General features: G+C 68.9%; 17 protein-coding genes. 10 read left to right on the top strand and 7 right to left on the bottom strand.

The genetic code is table 11. The annotated features are described in order from the left end of the window. The first annotated feature begins 62 nt into the window (after positions 1–62). Entirely contained in the window at positions 63–2,660 is a 2,598-nt protein-coding gene (locus E6C72_RS26450; RefSeq protein ID WP_247875610.1) for a DNA translocase FtsK, read from the top strand. A gap of 330 nt (positions 2,661–2,990) precedes the next feature. Here the strand turns inward: E6C72_RS26450 and znuB are convergent, their stop codons facing one another. Together znuB and znuC are read right to left on the bottom strand one after the other, a co-directional pair. Next, positions 2,991–3,776: a zinc ABC transporter permease subunit ZnuB gene (gene znuB, locus E6C72_RS26445; RefSeq protein WP_109085147.1), complete on the bottom strand. Its 786-nt coding sequence runs from the start codon at positions 3,774–3,776 to the stop codon at positions 2,991–2,993. Beyond that, positions 3,769–4,569, bottom strand: coding sequence for a zinc ABC transporter ATP-binding protein ZnuC (gene znuC, locus E6C72_RS26440; protein WP_199228717.1), 801 nt, complete (start codon positions 4,567–4,569; stop codon positions 3,769–3,771). Before znuC ends, znuB begins: the two co-directional genes overlap by 8 nt. An 89-nt stretch (positions 4,570–4,658) precedes the next feature. Between znuC and znuA the strand changes: the two genes are divergently transcribed. Together znuA and dapB are read left to right on the top strand one after the other, a co-directional pair. Next, positions 4,659–5,651 carry a zinc ABC transporter substrate-binding protein ZnuA gene (gene znuA / locus E6C72_RS26435; RefSeq protein WP_109085148.1) on the top strand — a complete coding sequence of 331 codons (993 nt, stop codon included), beginning with the start codon at positions 4,659–4,661 and terminating at the stop codon, positions 5,649–5,651. Positions 5,652–5,728: 77 nt separating this feature from the next. Then, a complete protein-coding gene (dapB, locus tag E6C72_RS26430; protein WP_109085149.1) occupies positions 5,729–6,526 on the top strand; it encodes a 4-hydroxy-tetrahydrodipicolinate reductase in 798 nt (265 codons plus the stop codon). A gap of 34 nt (positions 6,527–6,560) precedes the next feature. Here dapB and E6C72_RS26425 read toward each other — a convergent pair whose 3' ends face one another. Beyond that, the gene (locus tag E6C72_RS26425; RefSeq protein ID WP_109085150.1) at positions 6,561–8,123 is read right to left on the bottom strand and encodes a response regulator; all 1,563 of its coding nucleotides are present in this window, start codon (positions 8,121–8,123) and stop codon (positions 6,561–6,563) included. 148 nt (positions 8,124–8,271) lie between these two features. Then, the gene (locus E6C72_RS26420) at positions 8,272–8,910 is read right to left on the bottom strand and encodes a LysE family translocator (protein WP_109085151.1); all 639 of its coding nucleotides are present in this window, start codon (positions 8,908–8,910) and stop codon (positions 8,272–8,274) included. A 377-nt stretch (positions 8,911–9,287) separates the two neighbouring features. Between E6C72_RS26420 and E6C72_RS26415 the strand changes: the two genes are divergently transcribed. Together E6C72_RS26415 and E6C72_RS26410 are read left to right on the top strand one after the other, a co-directional pair. Further along, positions 9,288–9,536, top strand: a complete 249-nt coding sequence (locus E6C72_RS26415) for a hypothetical protein (RefSeq protein WP_109085152.1) — start codon at positions 9,288–9,290, stop codon at positions 9,534–9,536. Positions 9,537–9,630: 94 nt separating this feature from the next. Then, a complete protein-coding gene (locus E6C72_RS26410; protein ID WP_109085156.1) occupies positions 9,631–9,921 on the top strand; it encodes a hypothetical protein in 291 nt (96 codons plus the stop codon). A gap of 89 nt (positions 9,922–10,010) precedes the next feature. Here the strand turns inward: E6C72_RS26410 and E6C72_RS26405 are convergent, their stop codons facing one another. After that, positions 10,011–10,262, bottom strand: coding sequence for a hypothetical protein (locus E6C72_RS26405; protein ID WP_109048879.1), 252 nt, complete (start codon positions 10,260–10,262; stop codon positions 10,011–10,013). 476 nt (positions 10,263–10,738) lie between these two features. On the opposite strand from E6C72_RS26405, the gene E6C72_RS26400 reads away from it, so the two are divergent. The 4 genes from E6C72_RS26400 (at position 10,739) to E6C72_RS26385 (ending at position 16,909) form a co-directional block, all read left to right on the top strand. Then, a complete protein-coding gene (locus E6C72_RS26400; protein WP_109865268.1) occupies positions 10,739–14,296 on the top strand; it encodes a NahK/ErcS family hybrid sensor histidine kinase/response regulator in 3,558 nt (1,185 codons plus the stop codon). A gap of 53 nt (positions 14,297–14,349) precedes the next feature. After that, positions 14,350–15,096 (top strand): response regulator transcription factor, encoded by a 747-nt coding sequence (locus E6C72_RS26395; protein WP_109865269.1) that lies wholly within the window; start codon positions 14,350–14,352, stop codon positions 15,094–15,096. Positions 15,097–15,197: 101 nt separating this feature from the next. Then, complete coding sequence (locus E6C72_RS26390) at positions 15,198–16,385, top strand: DNA polymerase IV (RefSeq protein ID WP_109865270.1); 1,188 nt, start codon at positions 15,198–15,200, stop codon at positions 16,383–16,385. 44 nt (positions 16,386–16,429) lie between these two features. Continuing rightward, positions 16,430–16,909, top strand: coding sequence for an HD domain-containing protein (locus tag E6C72_RS26385; RefSeq protein ID WP_109865271.1), 480 nt, complete (start codon positions 16,430–16,432; stop codon positions 16,907–16,909). A gap of 12 nt (positions 16,910–16,921) precedes the next feature. Here the strand turns inward: E6C72_RS26385 and E6C72_RS26380 are convergent, their stop codons facing one another. Further along, positions 16,922–17,401: an Lrp/AsnC family transcriptional regulator gene (locus E6C72_RS26380; RefSeq protein WP_109865272.1), complete on the bottom strand. Its 480-nt coding sequence runs from the start codon at positions 17,399–17,401 to the stop codon at positions 16,922–16,924. 206 nt (positions 17,402–17,607) lie between these two features. Here E6C72_RS26380 and ald point away from each other — a divergent pair, with 206 nt between their 5' ends. Beyond that, entirely contained in the window at positions 17,608–18,732 is a 1,125-nt protein-coding gene (gene ald / locus E6C72_RS26375; RefSeq protein WP_109865273.1) for an alanine dehydrogenase, read from the top strand. 303 nt (positions 18,733–19,035) lie between these two features. Here ald and E6C72_RS26370 read toward each other — a convergent pair whose 3' ends face one another. Beyond that, positions 19,036–19,293, bottom strand: a complete 258-nt coding sequence (locus E6C72_RS26370; RefSeq protein WP_136700852.1) for a hypothetical protein — start codon at positions 19,291–19,293, stop codon at positions 19,036–19,038. Between the last annotated feature and the right edge of the window lie 68 nt (positions 19,294–19,361).

Here is a 19,361-nt window from a genome sequence, read left to right as displayed (position 1 = left end):
GGTCCCAGGTTTCGGGTTCCAAAGTTTCAGTTCCGGTTTCTACAGCACGAGGTTTCCGTCCCATGGCCCGACCCGCCGGCCCCTCCTCCGCGCGCCCCCGGCCCACCCTGGGACGGCCCGCCCCCAGCCCGCGCAAGGGGGCACCCCGCGACGGCGTGAAGGAACCGGGCAAGGAGCGCATCCGGCCCGGCCGCGGCCGGCAGGAAAAGCCGCCCTTCTTCTCGCCGGCCATGCGCGCCTTCGTCGTCGCCCGCGCCCGCGAGGCGATGGGCTTCGTGCTGGGCCTGTTCGGCCTGCTGCTGATGGTGCTGCTGGGCAGCTACGACCCGCATGACGCCTCGCTGAACTCGATCCCCGCCACGGCGGGAAGCGCGCGCAACCTGTTCGGCACCCCCGGCGCCTACGCCGCCGACCTGCTGATCCAGTCGCTGGGCTGGGCCGCCTTCGTCATCGCGCTGGTGCCGATGTTCTGGGGCTGGCGCCTCGGCGCCCAGCGCAAGCTCGGCAACCCGCTGTTCCGGACCGTTCTGGCGCTGTGGGGCGTGTTTTTGGTGGCCATGGCGCTGGCCGGCCTGACCGACGCCTCGACCGATCCGCTCGCCCCGCTTCCCGGCGGCAGCATCGGCCAGGTGCTGCTGCGCGGCGTGGGCAACCTGTTCGGAGCCGAGCCGATGGTGGCGACCGCCGCCGCGGTGGGCGGCGGGCTGGTGCTGTTCCTGGCCGCCGGCCTGTCCATCGGCGAGTGGATCGCCAGCTTCCGCGCGCTCGGCCGTGGCATGGTCAATGGCGCCCGCATGGTCCGCCAGGGCGCCCGCAACGGTGTCGACGTCCTGCGCCGCCACGGCCGCAGCGCCGCCCAGGCCGCCTCGGTCGCGGTGGACGACGCGCTGCGTGGCGACGATGCGCCGAAACGCAACCTCCCGCGCTTCGACGAGGCGGTTCAGGTGACCCCGCTGCCGCCGGCCGGCCTGGGTGCTGGCACGGTTCCGCTCTCCGCCGCCCCGAACGCCACTCCGAACGCTGGCGACAAGCCGGTCCGCACCGTCCCCATCGTCGCTCCGCCCAAATCTGCCGCGTCGGAACGCGAAGCGGCGAAAAAGGACCCGCGCCAGAGCCGCCTTCCGCTGGGCGAGGAGGAGGGACCGCAGGGCTACGAGCTGCCGCCGCTGGACCTGCTGCAGATGCCGCCGACCGGCATCCGTGGCGAACAGCTGGACGAGGCGGCGCTCCAGCGCAACGCTGGCCAGCTGGAAGGCGTGCTGTCCGACTTCGGCGTGCGCGGCGAGATCCAGAAGGTCCATCCCGGCCCGGTCGTCACCCTCTACGAGCTGGAACCGGCTCCCGGCACCAAATCCTCGCGCGTCATCGGCCTCGCCGACGACATCGCCCGCTCGATGAGCGCGGTGTCGGTCCGTGTCGCCGTGGTCCCCGGCCGCAACGTCATCGGCGTCGAGCTGCCCAACGCCAAGCGCGAGACCGTTCTGCTGCGCGAGCTGATGGCGGCGGAAGGCTTCGACAAGCATGGCGGCAAGCTGGCGCTGGCGCTCGGCAAGGACATCGGCGGCCAGCCGGTGGTGGCCGACCTCGCCCGCTTCCCCCATCTGCTGGTCGCCGGCACCACCGGGTCGGGCAAGTCGGTGGCGATCAACACGATGATCCTGTCGCTGCTCTACCGGCTGCCGCCGGAGCGCTGCCGCTTCATCATGATCGACCCCAAGATGCTGGAACTGTCGGTCTATGAGGGCATCCCCCACCTGCTGACGCCGGTCGTCACCGACCCCAAGAAGGCGGTGGTCGCCCTGAAATGGACGGTGCGGGAGATGGAGGACCGCTACCGCAACATGTCCAAGCTGGGCGTGCGCAACATCGAGGGCTACAACGCCCGCCTGCGCGAGGCGCGCGAGGGCGGCGAATCGCTGACCCGCCGCGTCCAGACCGGCTTCGACCCCGACACCGGCAAGCCGCTGTTCGAGGAGCAACCGCTCGACCTGACCGAGCTGCCCTACATCGTCGTGATCGTCGACGAGATGGCCGACCTGATGCTGGTCGCCGGCAAGGACATCGAGGCGGCGATCCAGCGCCTTGCCCAGATGGCGCGCGCCGCCGGCATCCACCTGATCATGGCGACGCAGCGCCCCTCGGTCGACGTCATCACCGGCACCATCAAGGCCAACTTCCCGACCCGCATCAGCTTCCAGGTCACCAGCAAGATCGACAGCCGCACCATCCTGGGCGAGCAGGGCGCCGAGCAGCTGCTGGGCCAGGGCGACATGCTTTACATGGCCGGCGGCGGCCGCATCACCCGCGTCCACGGCCCCTTCGTCTCCGACCACGAGGTCGAACAGATCGTCCGATTCCTCAAGGCGCAGGGCGAGCCCAACTATGTCGACGCCATCCTGGAGGACGAGGAGGGCGAGCAGTCCTTCGACGAGGATGCCCTGCCCGGCACCGGCGGCGGATCGGGCGACGACCTCTACGACAAGGCGGTGGCGGTGGTCTGCCGCGAGCGCAAGGCCTCGACCAGCTTCATCCAGCGCCAGCTGCGCATCGGCTACAACTCCGCCGCCCGCCTCATCGAGCGCATGGAAACCGAGGGGGTGGTCAGCAAGCCCAACCACTCCGGAAAGCGCGAAGTTCTGGCACGCAACATCGACGAATAAGTGTTTTCTGGCTGCCCGTTGACAGCGATGGGGTGCCGCACCAATATCGGGGGTAGGCGGGCCGGGGACGCCAATTCCCCGGCCCGCCCGCCCGATCTTAGTGCATCAGAAGGTCAAGCAGCCGCTTGACGATCTCCAGCACCAGGATCAGGAGAGTGAGGATCTTATCCATCCTCCAGCCCTCCCTTGGTACGGCGGCAGTGGCGGCCAGCCCGCCACTGCGTCCGCCGGGGGACTATGACCGAGGCGGTTACGTCCGCAAACGGGAAATCCACGCAAACGTATTCTTTTGCTGATTGCAGACTTCGCCGTCGCGCGCAGCGCTTCGCGTCAACGCCGCAGCGGCACCAGCGATCCCAGCAGGAACAGCGCGGCTGCGGCCACCACCACGCTCGGGCCACCCGGCAGATCCCAGTTCAGCGAGGCCAGTATCCCGGCGATCACCGCCAGGATGCCCAGCACCGATGCCAGCGCCGCCATGCCTTCCGGCGTGCGGGCGAAGCGGCGGGCGGCGGCGGCCGGGATGATCAGCAGCGAGGTGATCAGCAGGATGCCGACGATCTTCATGGCGATGGCGATCACCAGCGCGATCAGCAGCATGAAGGCCAGCCGCAGGGCGTCGACCGGCATGCCCTCCACCCGCGCCAGATCCTCATCCACCGTCACCGCCAGCAGCCGGCGCCACAGCAGCGCCAGACCGGTCAACGCCACCACGCCGCCGCCATAGATCGCCATCAGGTCGCCGTCGGTCACCGACAGGATGTCGCCGAACAGATAGGCCATCAGATCGACGCGCAGCGTCTCCAGAAAGGCCAGCGCCACCAGCCCGAGCGACAGCGAGCCGTGCGACAGGATGCCCAGCAGCGTGTCGGCCGCGAGATGGCGCCGCCGCTGCAGCGCCACCAGCGCCAGCGCCAGCGACACGCAGACCACCATCACGCCGATCATCGGGTTGACGCCCAGCAGGAAGCCCAGCGTCACCCCCAGCAGGGCGGAATGGGACAGCGTGTCGCCGAAATAGGCCATGCGCCGCCACACCACGAAGGATCCCAGCGGCCCGGCCAGCAGGGCGATGCCGCCGCCGGCCAACAGGGCTCGGATCACGAACTCATCCATGGCAGCAGTCCCCGTCATGGTCATGCACGACCTTGCCGTCCTCGGCATGGGCATGGTCGTGGTGGTGGACATAGACGGCGAGGTCGCGGGCATGGCCGCCGAACAGGGCATGATATTCCGGGTGCCGGCTGACATCCTCCGGCCGGCCGGAACAGCAGACATGGCCGTTCAGGCAGATCACCCGGTCGGTGCGCGCCATCACCGTGTGCAGGTCGTGGCTGACCAGCAGCACGCCGCAGCCGCGCCGCTGCCGCACCTGGGCGATGCGGTTGAACAGCTCCGCCTGCCCATGCACGTCAACCGCCTGGTCGGGTTCGTCCAGCACCAGCAGGTCCGGTTCGCCCAGCAGGGCGCGGGCCAGCAGCACCCGCTGCATCTCGCCGCCGGAAATCGTCTGCACCGCCGAGTCGGCAAGCCGCGTCACCCCGGCCTCCTCCAGCGCCGCCGCCACCTGCTCGGCGGTCACCGGCCGCCACAGCGCCAGGAACCGGCGCACGGTCAGCGGCAGCGTCTGGTCGACCGACAGCTTCTGCGGCATGTAGCCGACGCGCAGGTTGGGCCGCCGCAGCACCCGCCCGCCGTCGGGCGCGGTCAGCCCCAGCACGGCGCGCACCAGCGTCGTCTTGCCGGCGCCGTTCGGGCCGATCAGCGTCACCACCTCCCCCGGCTGGACGGCGATGTTGACGCGGTCGAGCACGGTGCGGCGGCCGAAACGGACGGTCAGATCCTCGGTCCAGGCGAGCGGACCGGCGAACAGCGGGGAGGTGTCGCGACTTGGGTGGGGTATTGACATGTTACGTTATAACGTGACACCAAAATGACTGTGGCTTCCCTATGCTCTGAAACCGGCAGCCTGTCCAGCAAGTCGAGAGGATCCCTCCCATGCGCCGCTTCGCGCTGTCCGCCATCCTGACCGGCGCTCTTGTCGCCAGCGCCACCGCTGCCCTGCCGGCCTGGGCCGAAGCGCCGAAGGTGGTGGTGTCGATCAAGCCGATCCACTCCCTGGTCGCGTCCGTGATGCATGGGGTGGGCACGCCGACCCTGCTGGTCCGCGGCGGCGCCTCGCCGCACAGCTACACGATGAAGCCGTCGGACGCGAAGGCACTGTCGGCCGCCGATCTGGTGGTCTGGGTCGGTCCCGAGATGGAAGGCTTCCTGGAAAAGCCGTTGCAGGCCAACGCGCCGAAGGCGACGAAGCTGACCCTGATGGACCTGAAGGGCCTCACCCTGCTGCAAACCCGCGAAGGCGGCGCTTGGGAGGCGCATGACCATGGGCATGAGGGGCACGGCCATGACGGGCATAAGGACCATGACCATGAGGATCATGACGGCCATAAGGATGGCGACGACGACCACGACGAACTGAACACCCACATCTGGCTCGACCCGGCCAATGCCCGCGCCATCGTCACCGCGGCGGCCGACGCCCTGGCCGGCAGGGATCCGGCGAATGCGGAGGCCTACCGCACCAACGCCGACCGCACGCTCCAGGCCATCGACGCGCTGGATGCGGAGCTGAAGGCGACACTGGCGCCGCTAAAGGACAAGCCCTTCGTCGTCTTCCACGACGCCTACCAGTATTTCGAGGCGCGCTACGACCTGTCGGCCGTCGGTTCCATCACCGTCAGCCCCGACCGCCGTCCGTCCGCCAAGCGGTTGTCCGCCATCCGCGCCAAGATCGCCGGGCTGAACGCCGCCTGCGTCTTCGCCGAACCGCAATTCGAACCGACTCTGGTCCGCACCGTGGTCGAGGGCACCAAGGCGAAGACCGGCGTGCTCGATCCCGAGGGCGCCGACCTGCCGGAGGGCGAGGCGCTCTATCCCACCCTGCTGCGCAACCTCGCCGCATCGCTGCGCGGCTGCCTTGGCGCTTAAGCCACGGCCGGGCCTGTGCTAAACCGCTGGGAGGGCGGGAAAGTCCGGCCGGAAGAGCTGAACAGAGGATGGGCGTCATGAAGATCGGTGTCGTCGGGTGCGCGGGGCGCATGGGCCAGATGCTGGTGCGCGAGATCGCGGCGACCGCGGGCTGCACGCTGGCCGGCGGGACCGAGCGGGTTGGCGGCCCGGCTCTGGGCAAGGATCTGGGCATCCTGGCCGGGATCGACCCGCTGGGCGTGACCGCCATCGACGACCCGGTCGCGCTGTTCGCCGACTGCGATGCGGTGATCGACTTCACCAGCCCGGAGTCGACGGAGCGGCATGCGGCGCTGGCCGCCCAATCGGAAACCGTGCTGGTCGTCGGCACCACCGGCCTCAACCCGTCGCAGCAGGCGGCCATCGCCACCGCAGCCACCCACACCGCCATCGTCCAGTCGCCCAACATGTCGCTGGGCGTCAACCTGCTGCTGGCTCTGGTCGAACAGGTCGCCCACGCGCTGGACGACGATTTCGACATCGACATCCTGGAGATGCACCACCGCCGCAAGGTCGATGCGCCGTCGGGCACCGCGCTCGGCCTCGGCCGCGCCGCGGCGGCCGGGCGCGGTGTGGTGCTGGAGGATGTCTGGCAGAAGGTGCGCGACGGCCACACCGGCGCCCGCCCGCGCGGCGAGATCGGCTTCGCAACCCTGCGCGGCGGTGACGTGATCGGCGACCACACCGTGATGTTCGCCAGCGAGGGCGAGCGGATCGAGCTGACCCACAAGGCGTCGGGCCGCGGGATCTACGCCAAGGGCGCCGTCCGCGCCGCCCTGTGGGCGCAGGACAAGACCCCCGGCCTCTACAGCATGCGCGACGTGCTGGGCGTCTGACGCCCAACGGCATTTGCGAACGGGGCGGCGGGACCTATACCCCCGCCCCGTCGCGTTCCAGCACCGCCAGGAAGGCCTCGACCACCCGGGGGTCGAAATGGCTGCCGGATTCGGCGCGCAGCAGGTCCAGCACCTCGCCAATGTCCCACGCCTTCTTGTAGGGGCGGCGGTGCAGCAGCGCGTCGAACACGTCGGCGACGGCGACGATGCGGCCGGCCAGCGGGATGGCGTCGCCCGCCAGTCCACGCGGATAGCCGCTGCCGTCGAACTTCTCGTGATGGCTCTCGGCGATCTCGGCGCCCATCGACAGGTAGCCGCGGCGGTCACCGCCGCCGGCGTCGCGCAGGATGCTGCCGCCGATGGCGGCATGCTCGCGCATCACCGCCATCTCCGCCTCGTCCAACCGGCCCGGCTTGCGCAGGATGGCATCGGGAATGCCGACCTTGCCGACGTCGTGCAGAACGCTGGCCAGCCCGATTGTGTCGCAGAACCAGTCGTCCAGCTCGTCGGCGAAGGCATTGCGGGCGTGGAGTTCGCGGGCGATGGCGGTGGCCCAGCGGCCCAGCCGCCTCACATGGTCGCCGGTGACCTCGTCCTTGTATTCGGCCAGCTTGCCCAGCGCATGGACGGTGGCGATCTGCGCCTGGTTCAGCCGCTCGTAGAGCCGCAGATTGTCCAGCCCGACCGCCGCCTTGGTGCAGAGCAGCTCCACCAGCGGCCGGTCACCCTCGGCGAAGGGGCCGCCGAGCAGGCAGAGTGCCAGCGGCGGGGCATCGCGCCCGTGCAGCACGACGATCCCGCAGCGGGCAGTCCAGCGCGCCCGCCCGTCAGCCAGCGCCGCCCTGATGCCGGCGGCCGCCTCCGGCAGCAGGTCGGTGGGCGCCCCCGCCTCCGCCAGGATCGTCGGTCCGCCATTCTCGCCGACCCCGCACAGCAGGGCGAAGTGGGCGCCGGTCACCAGCGCCGCCGCCCGCCCGACCAGCCCGGCCAGGAACTGCGGGCGCGAGCGCAGCCCGGCCAGATGGTCGGCCGCCTCCATCACCCGCTCCAGCCCCTGCCGGCCGCGCTCGATGGCGGCGATGTGCTGGTAGGAACGCAGGGCCGCGACGGCGGCGGTGTACAGTTTCTGCGCCGTCAGCTCGCTCTTGGACTTGTAGTCATTGATGTCGTAGGCGGCGATCACCTGCCGTTCGGGCGCCTGACCCGGCTGGCCGGTGCGCAGGATGATGCGGACCTGCCGGTTGCCGATCTCCTCGCGGATGTGGCGGACCAGCTTCAGGCCGGCATCGTCGGTCTCCATCACCACGTCCAGCAGGATGGCGGCGATGCCGGGATGCTCGGCCAGCAGCGAGCGCGCCTGCCGCGCGGTGTAGGCGGACAGGAAACGGACCGGCCGTTCCTCGAACATCATTTCGCCCAACACGACGCGGGTGATGGCATGGACCTCGTGGTCGTCGTCGACGATCAGGATCAGCCAGGGCGGGTTGCGCCGCCCACCGTCGGACTCCTCCGCCTCGGCGGCGAATTCCAGGACATCGCCCGGACTCTCCCGCGGGAGGTCCTGCGCCGTGTCGCCCCTTTTGCATCCGTCGGCCATCACCGCCCCCGCGGTTCGATTTGCTTCGGCCGGCTTCAGGAAAGTTACCGGCGCGTGCATCCCCGAATTGCCGACAATTTTCAGTGAAGTTATAATGTTTTGTCAATAAATCGACATGCGCAGGGCGCCGCCGCGCAAGAAGACCGCGTCAGGCCGTCCGCTTCCACGCCACGGTCAACAGCCCGGCCCCCATCAGCAGTGATCCGCCGACCCGGTTGACAGCCCGCTGCACCGACGGGGTCCGCACCGCGCGGCGCGCCGCCGAGGCCAGCAGGGCATAGCCGGCGGCGTTCAGCGTCGCCAGCACCAGGAAGGTCGCCTCCATCACCACCATCTGCCCGGCCAGCGGCCGGCCGGTGTCAAGGAACTGCGGCAGGAAGGCGACGAAGAAGACGATGCTCTTGGGATTCAGCGCGGTGACGGCATAGGTGTGCAGCATCATGCGCCAGGGCCGCACCCCCTGCTCCCCTGCCGATTCGTCGGCCACCGCCTCCGCTTCCCTGACCGGCGCCCGCCACAGCTTGAGGCCGAGATAGACGAGATAGGCGGCACCCACCCATTTCAGCCCGGTGAACAGCGCCGCCGAGGTCGACAGCAGCACCCCCAGTCCCAGCATGGAGGCGGTCATCGCCGTGAAGTCGCCAAGTGCCACCCCCGCGACCGTCGCCATGGCCGATTTCCGCCCGTGGCCCAGCGCATAGGACACGACGATCAGCACCGTCGGCCCCGGAATCATCAGCATGATGGCGGAAGCGGCGGCGAAGGCGAGCCACAGATCGGGCGACATCGATCGGATCTCCGGTACGGCAGCAATCCAGTCATCAATCCACAGCGCGTCTTTCCGCGCAACGGCATTGGCGACGGCCGCCGGATAAGCAGGACGCCCATAGGCGAAACCTTGCCCGGCGCAAGGGCGGAGTGGTAAAGGGTCAGGCCGGAATTTGCCGCGTCAGACCCGCGAAACGGTCACGGGCGGAATAATTCGTCCCGACCTATGTTGGTGTCGGTATCGGCCGGTTCGCGGCGGCATCGCCGAAACGTTCGGTGTGGCACAATCGTTGAATTGTCACAGCCGAACGTCATAGGCCCCGTTGTGGAATCCGGTCCGAAGGTCTAGTCTGTTCGTGTCCCCAACGAATTCCCGAACATGGGAAGGTGCCATCCATGAATCTGCACAGTCTGGCCAGCGACATGGTGCAAACCGTTCTGGCCTGTGAAAAGGCGCTCCCCGGCAGGGCGAACGCCGACGAACATGATCTCGCCCGGCACATCCTGGTCGAACCCGACCACGCCTGGCACGTTTGCGAGACCTACGCCCGCGCGGTCAGCATTCCGGTCGAACAGCTCCCGGTAAGCCAGCTCCGCGGCCTCATCAGCGACATTGTCCTGTCGAAGCTTCCCCGTTACGACTGAGTTTCTCGATCCCAAGGGCCGGCGCCGTATCCGGTCGATGGCCGGAACGATCCGGGTTTTTCAAACCCCGCACTCCAAGTTCCGTGGTGCCACCATGGCGATCGAGCTTCATTCCTTTACCGTAACGCTGGCCGTCGCGGATGCGACCGGTTGCGCCAGCGCCGCCGAACACCGTGCCCGCATCTGGAAGGCCGTGTCCGAACTGTCGGCCGCCGTCCGCAATGCCGGCATGACGACCGAGGCCCGTTTCCGCGGCCAGGACCGCCAGGGCCACGTCCTGTTCGAGGCGACCGACACCGGCGCCGCCTTCCTGCGCGGCCTCCCGGCCATTGCCCGCGTCGACGACGCGCGCATGAACGGCGGGCGCGTCCAGCTTCGTCACTGACGGGCCGGCGGACACGATCCCCGCCGAAAAAGCCAAGGCCCGCCGCTCCGATCCGGGGCGGCGGGCCTTGGCGTTTTCAAAAACCGATTTCAGCGCGCGCGGTGGCGCAGGGGCCGGACGTTGCTTTCGGTCTCGACCTCTTCCTCGGTCGGGCGGACCTTCTTCAACTGGACGATGAAGCGCTCGGCGCCATTCTCCATCACGGCGATGCCGGTCAGGCCATGCGCCCAGTCACAGGGAACGACGTGGATTTCCTTGATGGTGGCGGTGCCGGCGGCAAGCTCGGCACGGTCCAGGACCACGTCCCCGACCCGGAACCCCAAATAGGCGTCGATCAGCATTCTCTTGGGCGTCCGTCTTCCGTTTCAGGCCACGCAACAGGACCGGCATCGCGGCCGGGATCCCTGACGATGGACCATCTTGCCATAGATTGGGCCGTTCGTGACCCTTTCCCAGCGATGACGACGCAGTAAACCGACAGGGAACCCGTTTGTCCCACTCGCCCCAGGCCCGGACGGCAGGCGCGGAAGCGGCCGTTCCCGCACGAGGGAGGAGACGGAAACGGCCGCTTCGGCGGTCCCCGGCCCCCCTTGCGAAAGCCAGGGCGCCGGGACAGGAACGCCAGCCGTCGCACCAGCGGCGACCGGGACGGCGGCGTCCGGCAGGCACAGAATAGTTCGAGGAACGGACCATATGCGCCCCCTACCTTCGTTCAGCGCTGCACAGTTTTTGAGCAACGGCAAGTCCGCCCGTTGTTGGCGGCGGGACCATTGCGATAGGGTCATGGCGTAGCCCCACCCCATGAGGTCCGTCGGTCGTGCAGAGTTGGCTGGTGCTGGCCGTTTCGGCGGCCTATCTGGGGGTTCTGTTCGCCATCGCCTGGTGGGGCGACCGGCGCACCGCCGGGGGCACGCTGCTCTCCGCATCGCCACGGGCGGCCGGCATCCTCTATGCGCTGACGCTGTGCATCTACAACACCAGCTGGAGCTTCTACGGCTCGGTCGGGCGGGCGTCGGCCAGCGGCTTCGATTTCCTGCCGATCTATCTGGCGCCGATGATCCTGCTGCTGGCGGCGCGCCCGGTGCTGACCAAGACCATCGCCATCACCAAGGCGCAGAACGTCACCTCCATCGCCGACTTCATCGGCGCCCGCTATGGCAAGAGCCAGGCGGTGGCGGCACTGGTGACGCTGACGGCCCTGGTCGGCGTGCTGCCCTACATCGCCTTGCAGCTGAAGGCGGTGGCCGCCAGCTTCGACGTGCTGACCTCCCCGTCGCTGGCCGCACCCGCCGCCCTGCCGCCGCCGATCTGGGGCGACACCGCTTTCGCGGTGGCGCTGTCGATGGCGGTCTTCACCATCCTGTTCGGCGTCCGCCACATCAACGCCAGCGAGCATCACCGCGGCCTGATGCTGGCCATTGCGTTTGAGAGCCTGGTGAAGCTGACCGTCTTCCTGGCGGTGGCGGCCTTCATCGTCTGGGGCATGTTCGACGGCTACACCGACCTGATCGCCCGGCCGCAGGCGGAGCCGCTGCTGTCGCCCGACTTCACCGACCCGACCTGGTGGTCGAACACCTCGATCTCGATCATCGCCTTTCTCTGCCTGCCGCAGATGTACCATGTGATGACGGTGGAGAATGACAGCCCCCGCCATCTGCGCGCCGCCGCCTGGATGTACCCGACCTATCTGGTGGCGCTCAGCGCCCTGATGATCCCAATCGCGGTGGCCGGCCTGATCACCTTCGGGCCCAACAGCGGAAGTGACGGCGTCAACCCCGACACCTTCATGATCACCCTGCCCATCGCGGCGGGGGCGAGCGGCTTCAGCCTGCTGTCCTTCATCGGCGGCCTGTCGGCGGCGACCGGCATGGTCATCGTCGCCGCGGTGTCGCTCAGCACCATGCTGTGCAACGACGTGGTGATGCCGCTGCTGCTCAGCCGCCCGCGCTTCGCCGCCCGCGTCGGCCGGCGCGACATGGTCGGCACGCTGCTGCTGGTGCGGCGGCTGTCGGTGCTGGGCATCCTGCTGCTGGCCTATGTCATGCACCGGCTGGTCGACCGCGATTACCCGCTGACGGTCATCGGCCTGCTGTCCTTCGTCGCGGTGGCGCAGTTCGGCCCGGCCTTCTTCGGCGGGCTCTACTGGCGGCGCGCCAACCGGGTGGGGGCGCTGGCCGGTCTGGGGGCAGGCTTCCTGCTGTGGGTCTACACGCTGCTGGTGCCGTCGATGGCGCGCATCGTGCCGGTGCCCGACGCCTTCCTCGATCTCGGCCCCTGGGGCATCGGCTGGCTGCGGCCGCAGGCGCTGTTCGGGATCGAGGGGCTCGACCCCATCTCGCACGCCAGCCTGTGGAGCCTGCTCGCCAACCTGATCGCCTTCGTCGCCGGCTCGCTGCTGGCGCGGCCCAGCGCCGTGGAGCGCACCCAGGCCGTCTTCTACACCACCGCCACCGCCGACCGGGACGAGGACGACACCCCCCAGGCGCTCGCAAAGCTGGCCGACCTGCGCGCACTCGCCATCCGCTTCGTCGGGGCGGAGCGCGGCAACGCCGCCTTCGACGCTTACGCCGCAGGCCGCAAGGGCGAGGCCGGTCCCGCCGACCTCGATGCCGTCCGCTTCACCGAGACGCTGATCGCCGGCGCCATCGGGGCCGCGTCGGCGCGGGTGGTGATGGCCGCCTCGCTCCAGGGCCGCTCGCTGTCGCGCGGCGATGCCATGGCGATGCTGGACGAGGCGTCGGAGGCGCTGCGCTTCAACCGCAAGCTTCTCCAGGCGACGCTGGAGAACATCGGCCAGGGCATCTGCGTGATCGACGCCGACCACCGCATCGCCGCCTGGAACCACCGCTATCTGGAACTGCTCGACCTGCCGGCCGACATGGTGCGGGTCGGCGTGCCCTTCGCCGACCTGATCCGCTTCAACGAGCGGCGCGGCGAATACAACGCCCACGACATGAAGGCGCTGCTGACCAACCGCGACACCGCCACCCAGCAATGGCCCTACCGCTACGAGCGGCGCCGGCCCGACGGCACGGTGCTGGAGATCGTCGCCAACCCGCTGCCGGAAGGTGGTTACGTCTCCACCTATACCGACGTGACCGAGCGCTACCGCGCCGCCGAGGCCCTGCGCGAAGCGAACGAAAGCCTGGAGCACCGCGTGCAGGAACGCACCGACGCCCTGCAACAGGCAAAGGCCGAGGCCGAAGCCGCCAACGCCAGCAAGACCCGCTTCCTCGCCGCCGCCAGCCACGATCTGCTGCAACCGCTGAACGCCGCCCGCCTGTTCGTCTCGGCGCTGGAGGAGAGCATGCGAGGACCGCTGCCGACGCCCGACCAGCGGACGGCGGAATGCGGCATGATCGACAATGCCGCCGCGTCCCTGCGCTCGACCGAGATGCTGCTGGGCGGGCTGCTCGACATCTCCTCGCTGGACGCCGGCAATGTCCGGGTGCAGATGCGCAGCTTCGCCATCGACGAGCTGCTGGGCGGGCTGGGGGTGGAGTTCTCCGCCCTGGCGCAGGAGCGCGGCCTGACGCTGAAGGTGGTCGGCTGCGGGGCCGTGGTGCGCTCCGACCCGCAGCTTCTCCGCCGGGTGTTGCAGAACTTCCTGTCCAACGCCATCCGCTACACGCCGAAGGGCCGCGTCCTGCTCGGCTGCCGGCGCCGCCACGATCCCATGAATGGAGACCGCCTGCGCATCGAGGTGTGGGACACCGGCCCCGGCATCCCCGAGGCCAAGCGCCAGGAGGTGTTCGAGGAATTCCGCCGGCTGGGCGGCGAGAACGGCGGCGGCAACCCGGCCGACAAGGGATTGGGGCTCGGCCTCGCCATCGTCGACCGCATTGCCCGGCTGCTCGGCCATCCCGTCAGCCTGCGCTCGACCGTCGGGCGCGGCACCGGCTTCGCGGTGGAGGTGCCGATGGAGCAGGCGCGTGCCGCCCCGATCGATCGACCGGTCACCGCCCCCGCCGCCCTGTCGGCCGGGCTCCTGGTGCTGTGCATCGACAATGAGGAGCCGATCCTGGCCGGCCTGCGCGCCCTGCTCGGCCAATGGGGCTGCCGGGTGGCGACCGCGTCGGACGTCGCCGGCGCGCTGGCGGCGCTCGTCCCCTTCGACGGGGCGCTTCCGGATGTGGTCTGTGTCGATTATCACGTCGGGGGCGGGCAGACGGGGCTTGCGGTTCTGGAGCGGTTGCGGGAATTGTGGGACCGCCCGGTCAAGGGGCTGCTGCTGACCGCCGACCGCTCGGAAGCGGTGCGGGCGGAGGCGGAGCGGTGCGGCTGCGGCGTGCTCTACAAACCGGTGAAGCCGGCGTCGCTGCGCCGCTTCCTGAACGGGGCGGCGCTTCAGACGGCGGCCGTGGCGGAGCGTTAAGGCCGGAACCGGACAAAAGCCGGGCGGCTGCAAATGGGGGGAGTGCGGAAGCCATGGGCGAGGACAGCGCGGCAGGCGCATCGACAACGGCTGAACAGACGGCGGCTGAACAGACGGCGGCTGAACAGACGGCGGCTGAAGAGATGGCGGCCGGTCAGACCACCATCGTCATCGGCGATGACCATCCGCTGGTGCAGGCCGCCTTGCGCGATGCGCTGGGCAAGGCGATGCCGGAAGTGCGGGTGATCGAATGCCCGGACCTCGATTCGGTGATGACCGCGGTGGGCCGGCGGCCGGACGATATCGACCTCGTGCTGCTCGACCTCAACATGCCCGGTACCCACGGTTTCGCCGGGCTGTTCCTGATGCTGGCCCACCACCCGACGGTGCCGGTCGCCATCTTGTCGGCCTTGCAGGATCCCGACACCATCCGCCGGGCGCTGGCCTATGGCGCCTCGGGCTATATCCCGAAATCGCTGTCGATGCCGGCGATGGCCGACGCCATCCGCGCCATCCTGTCCGGCGAGACCTGGGCGCCGCCGCTCTCCGCCGCGTCATCGGAAGCCGACGAGGCAGAATCCGCCCGCCGCTTCGCCTCGCTGTCGCCGCAGCAGCTGCGCATCTTGACGATGATCGTCGACGGCAAGCTGAACAAGCAGATCGCCGGCGAACTGAACGTGTCGGAGCAGACGGTGAAGGTCCATGTCTCCAGCATCCTGCGCAAATTGAACGTGGTCAGCCGCACCCAGGCCGCCGTCGTCGCCGGCCGTCTGGCGGTGGGCGGGGATGTGCTGCGGTGATGTCAGCCGGCGCTGCTCCGACTCGCTGAACTCACTGCGTGTTCTTCCTTTGTACGCACATGCTGGCGGTTCGCGCGCCCCTTTGCTAAGCTGGCGCCACCATGAACGCGCCCCCGCACAGCGTCTGCCGCGACTGCGCCGCCGCCCCGCCAAGCGCAGGATCGGGGGAGGTGACGCGCTGCCCGAAATGCGGCAGCCGGCGGCTGTTCCGCCATGCCGAGCTGCACAGCCTGCCCATCGGCCACATCGACTGCGACAGCTTCTATGCCACCGTGGAAAAGCGCGACCGGCCGGAGCTGGCCAGCCGGCCGGTGATCGTCGGCGGCGACGACCATCGCGGGGTGGTCGCCGCCTGCTGCTATGTCGCACGGATGTCGGGCGTGCGCTCCGCCATGACGATCCGCGAGGCGCTCGACCGCTGCCCCGACGCCACCATCATCCGCCCCAACATCGCCAAGTATAAGGAGGTCGGCCATCAGGCCCGCGCGATCATGGAGGCCTTCACCCCCCTGGTCGAACCGATCAGCATCGACGAGGCCTATCTCGACCTGACCGGTGTCGAGGACCGCCTCAGCATCAGCCCGGCCCAGGCGCTGGTGGAGATCGTCCGCCGTTTCGAGCGCGAGCTGCGCATCACCGCCTCCATCGGCCTCAGCTACAACAAGCTGCTGGCGAAGATCGCGTCGGACCTCGACAAGCCGCGCGGCTTCTCGGCGCTCGGCCGGGCGGAGGCGGCGGCCTTCCTGGCGCCCAAGCGGGTGACCATCCTGTGGGGCGTCGGCCCGGCGCTGGAGCGCAAGCTGTTCGCCGATGGCATCACCCGCGTCGGCGATCTCCAGGACAAGGAGGAGCATTGGCTGGTGAAGCGCTACGGCGCCATGGGCCGGGTGCTCTACAGCTACGCCCGCGGCGAGGATTCCCGCCGGGTCCATCCCGAGTCGCCGAGCAAGAGCATCTCGTCGGAGGAGACCTTCGACTGGGACGTCACCACCCTGCCCGCCCTGGCGCAGGAGCTGCGCCCGCTGGCCGGCAAGGTCGCCCGCCGGCTGGAACGCGAAGGGCTGCTGGGCCGCAGCGTGGTGCTGAAGCTGAAGACCAAGGACTTCCAGCAGCTGACCCGCTCACGCCGGGTCGAGCCGACCCGCTCGGCCGAGGCGATCCTCGCCGCCGGCATCGCCCTGCTGGAACGCGAGGTCGATGGCCGCGCCTTCCGCCTGATCGGCATCGGCTGCACCGACCTGACCCATCCGGAAACAGCGCCGGACCCGGAACTGGACCTGTTCGGGTGAGGGGGGCGTTCGGGGAAGCAAAGACAAGAAAAGGAGAAAGCACGATGCAGAACGCGGTCTGGTTCCGCGAGACGCTGGAATTCGCCAGGACCCTCCACCACGGTCAGGTCGACAAGGCCGGCGCCCCCTATTGGAAGCATCTGGAACGGGTCGCCCACCGTCTGATCGAGCGGTTCCCCGACGCCACGAAGGCCCAAATCCAGGCCGCCCTGCTCCATGACGCGATCGAGGATGCCGGCGTCAGCGCGGACGATCTGCGGGGCGCCGGCATCGAGGAGGAGGCCATCGCCGCTATCCAACTGGTCAGCCGGAACCTCGATCCCGACGGAACCTACCTGGACTGGATCGGACGGATCGCCGCCAGCGGCAACGTCACGGCGATCCGGGTCAAGCTGGCCGACAATCTGGACAACAGCGATCCCGCCCGTGTCGCCGTCCTCCCCGCAGGGCCGCGGATGGTTGCCGAGAAATACGCACCGGCCAGGGCGATCTTGGAACGGGCGATCCTCGAACAGGCGCCGTAAACAGCCCCGTTTTCAGTCCGCCTGCTCCTCCAGCATCGGCAGGCTGCCCGGGCGCACGACGCTGCGGATGGCGAAGCTCGACTGGATACGGACAACGCCGGGCAGGCGCGACAGCGAGTCCTTGTAGATGCGGTCGTAATCGGCCGGATCCTGCGCCACCACCCGCAGCAGATAGTCGGAACTGCCGGACAGCAGGTAGCATTCCCGCACCTCCGGACAGCGGCGGACGGCGGCGTCGAAGCGGCGCAGATACTCCTCGGTCTGCCGTTCCAGCGTGATCTGGACGATGACCGTCACCGACCGTTCCTCGTCCGCCGTCTCGATGATGGCGGTATAGCCGCGGATGACGCCGGAATGCTCCAGCATGTGCAGGCGGCGCAGGCAGGCCGATGGCGACAGCCCAACCTCCGCCGCCAGCTTGGCGTTGCTCATCCGGCCGTCCTTGCGGAGCAGGCGCAGGATCTTGTGGTCCAGGGCGTCCAGGGCGTGCATGCAACTTTATTCGAAGACGTGGCGGATCGTGCGAAAGCTCCACCACACTATGGGGGATTCATGCAAGGCTTTGCAGAGATTCACCCGCTCCACCGGCCTTATAGTGGCGCATCCGAGACAATCCGCCAGACCGATGGTTTCCGGGGATACCAGATCGGCGTCGACGGGGGTTCGCATCGGGGAGATCTCTCATGGTCACTTCTCGCATGGTCACGCACATCGGCGTTCCCAAGGAAATCAAGAACCACGAGTACCGCGTCGGGCTGACGCCGGCATCGGTCCGCGAACTGACGGCGGACGGCCATTCCCTGCTGGTGCAGAGCGGCGCCGGCGCCGAGATCGGCTTTTCCGACGAGGCCTACCGCGCGGCGGGGGCCGAGATCGCCGGCTCCGCCGAGGAGGTCTTCGCGAAGGCCGAGCTTATCGTGAAGGTCAAGGAGCCGCAGTCGGCGGAATGTCGCAGGCTGCGGCCGGATCAGGTTCTGTTCACCTATCTGCACCTCGCCCCCGATCCCGAACAGGCCCGGCTGCTGATGGAGAGCGGCTGCACCGCCATCGCCTACGAGACGGTCACCGACCGCGCCGGCCGCCTGCCGCTGCTGGCGCCGATGTCGGAGATCGCCGGCCGCATGGCGATCCAGGTCGGCGCCGTCGCCTTGCAGAAGAGCAACGGCGGCTCCGGCATCCTGCTCGGCGGCGTGCCCGGCGTGCTGCCCGGCAAGGTGCTGGTCATCGGCGGCGGCGTGGTCGGCACCAACGCCGCCCGCATGGCGATGGGGCTGGGCGCCGACGTCACCATCGCCGACCGCTCGATGCCGCGGCTGGCCCAGCTCGACGATCTGTTCGGGCCGCGGCTGAAGACCGTCTACGCCTCGGCCGACGCGCTCGACCGGCTGGTCGCCGATGCTGATCTGGTGGTCGGCGCCGTGCTGGTGCCGGGGGCCGCAGCACCAAAGCTGGTGCGCCGCGACCAGCTGGCAGGCATGCGCCGCGGATCGGTGCTGGTGGACGTCGCCATCGACCAGGGCGGCTGTTTCGAGACCAGCCACGCCACCACCCATTCCGACCCGACCTATGTGGTGGACGGGGTGGTGCATTATTGCGTCGCCAACATGCCGGGCGCCGTCGCCCGCACCAGCACCGAGGCGCTGAACCATGCCACCCTGCCCTTCGTCCAGGCGCTGGCCGGCAAGGGCTGGAAAAGGGCGCTGGCCGAGGATCCACACCTGCTGGCCGGGCTGAACGTCCAGGCCGGGCGGCTGACCTATCCGGCGGTCGCCGAGGCTCTTGGGCAGCCCTTCACCGACCCCCGCGGACTGGTCGCGGGATGATGTGAACAGCTGTTGACAAAGAACTGAACGAAATTTCTGCTCTGCCGATATGGACGAAATTTCGTTCGGTTTTTTGTGACGGATGCGCGACGAATGTTGTTTTTTTCCACCGCTGGAAAGAGAGTGTTGCGCACACGGATCAAGTTGCATTACCTGTCTGTCACAAGAAAAAGGGTAACATCCGCAACCGGTGCTTAAGTGCCGGGGCCAAAGACCAAGAACAGTTTTGAACAGGGTAAGGCGCGGCACCTCTTGCCGACTGGTCCGGACCGGGCGGTCATTCCGCCCGAACTGACCCGAGATTCACAACAGGATGTCCGGCAGCGATGCCGGTGGGGACGCCACGGTCTCAAAGCCGTGCCGCGCAAGGGAGAGCTGTTGGCTATGGTCGAACGACGGAATGCCGCCCGGGCGCAGGACCGCGCGCCCGCGACCTTGTTGCGTATCCGGATGATGGATACGCCGTTCCGCCGCCTGATCCGCCATGCGCAGACCCGCCCCACCGACGTCGCCAGCGGCCTTCTGTAACGATTTCGCCCGAAGCCCCGCCGGATTCAGCATCCGGCGGGGCTTCGGCAGTAACCGGGTGCGGCGGCGGGATTCCAAGCGTCCCCTGCCTCGGTCCTGGA

This window comes from Azospirillum sp. TSH100 (genome assembly GCF_004923295.1).
Classification (GTDB): domain Bacteria; phylum Pseudomonadota; class Alphaproteobacteria; order Azospirillales; family Azospirillaceae; genus Azospirillum.
Note: the sequence above shows the minus strand (reverse complement) of the source record. Positions and strands in the feature narration are given on the sequence as shown.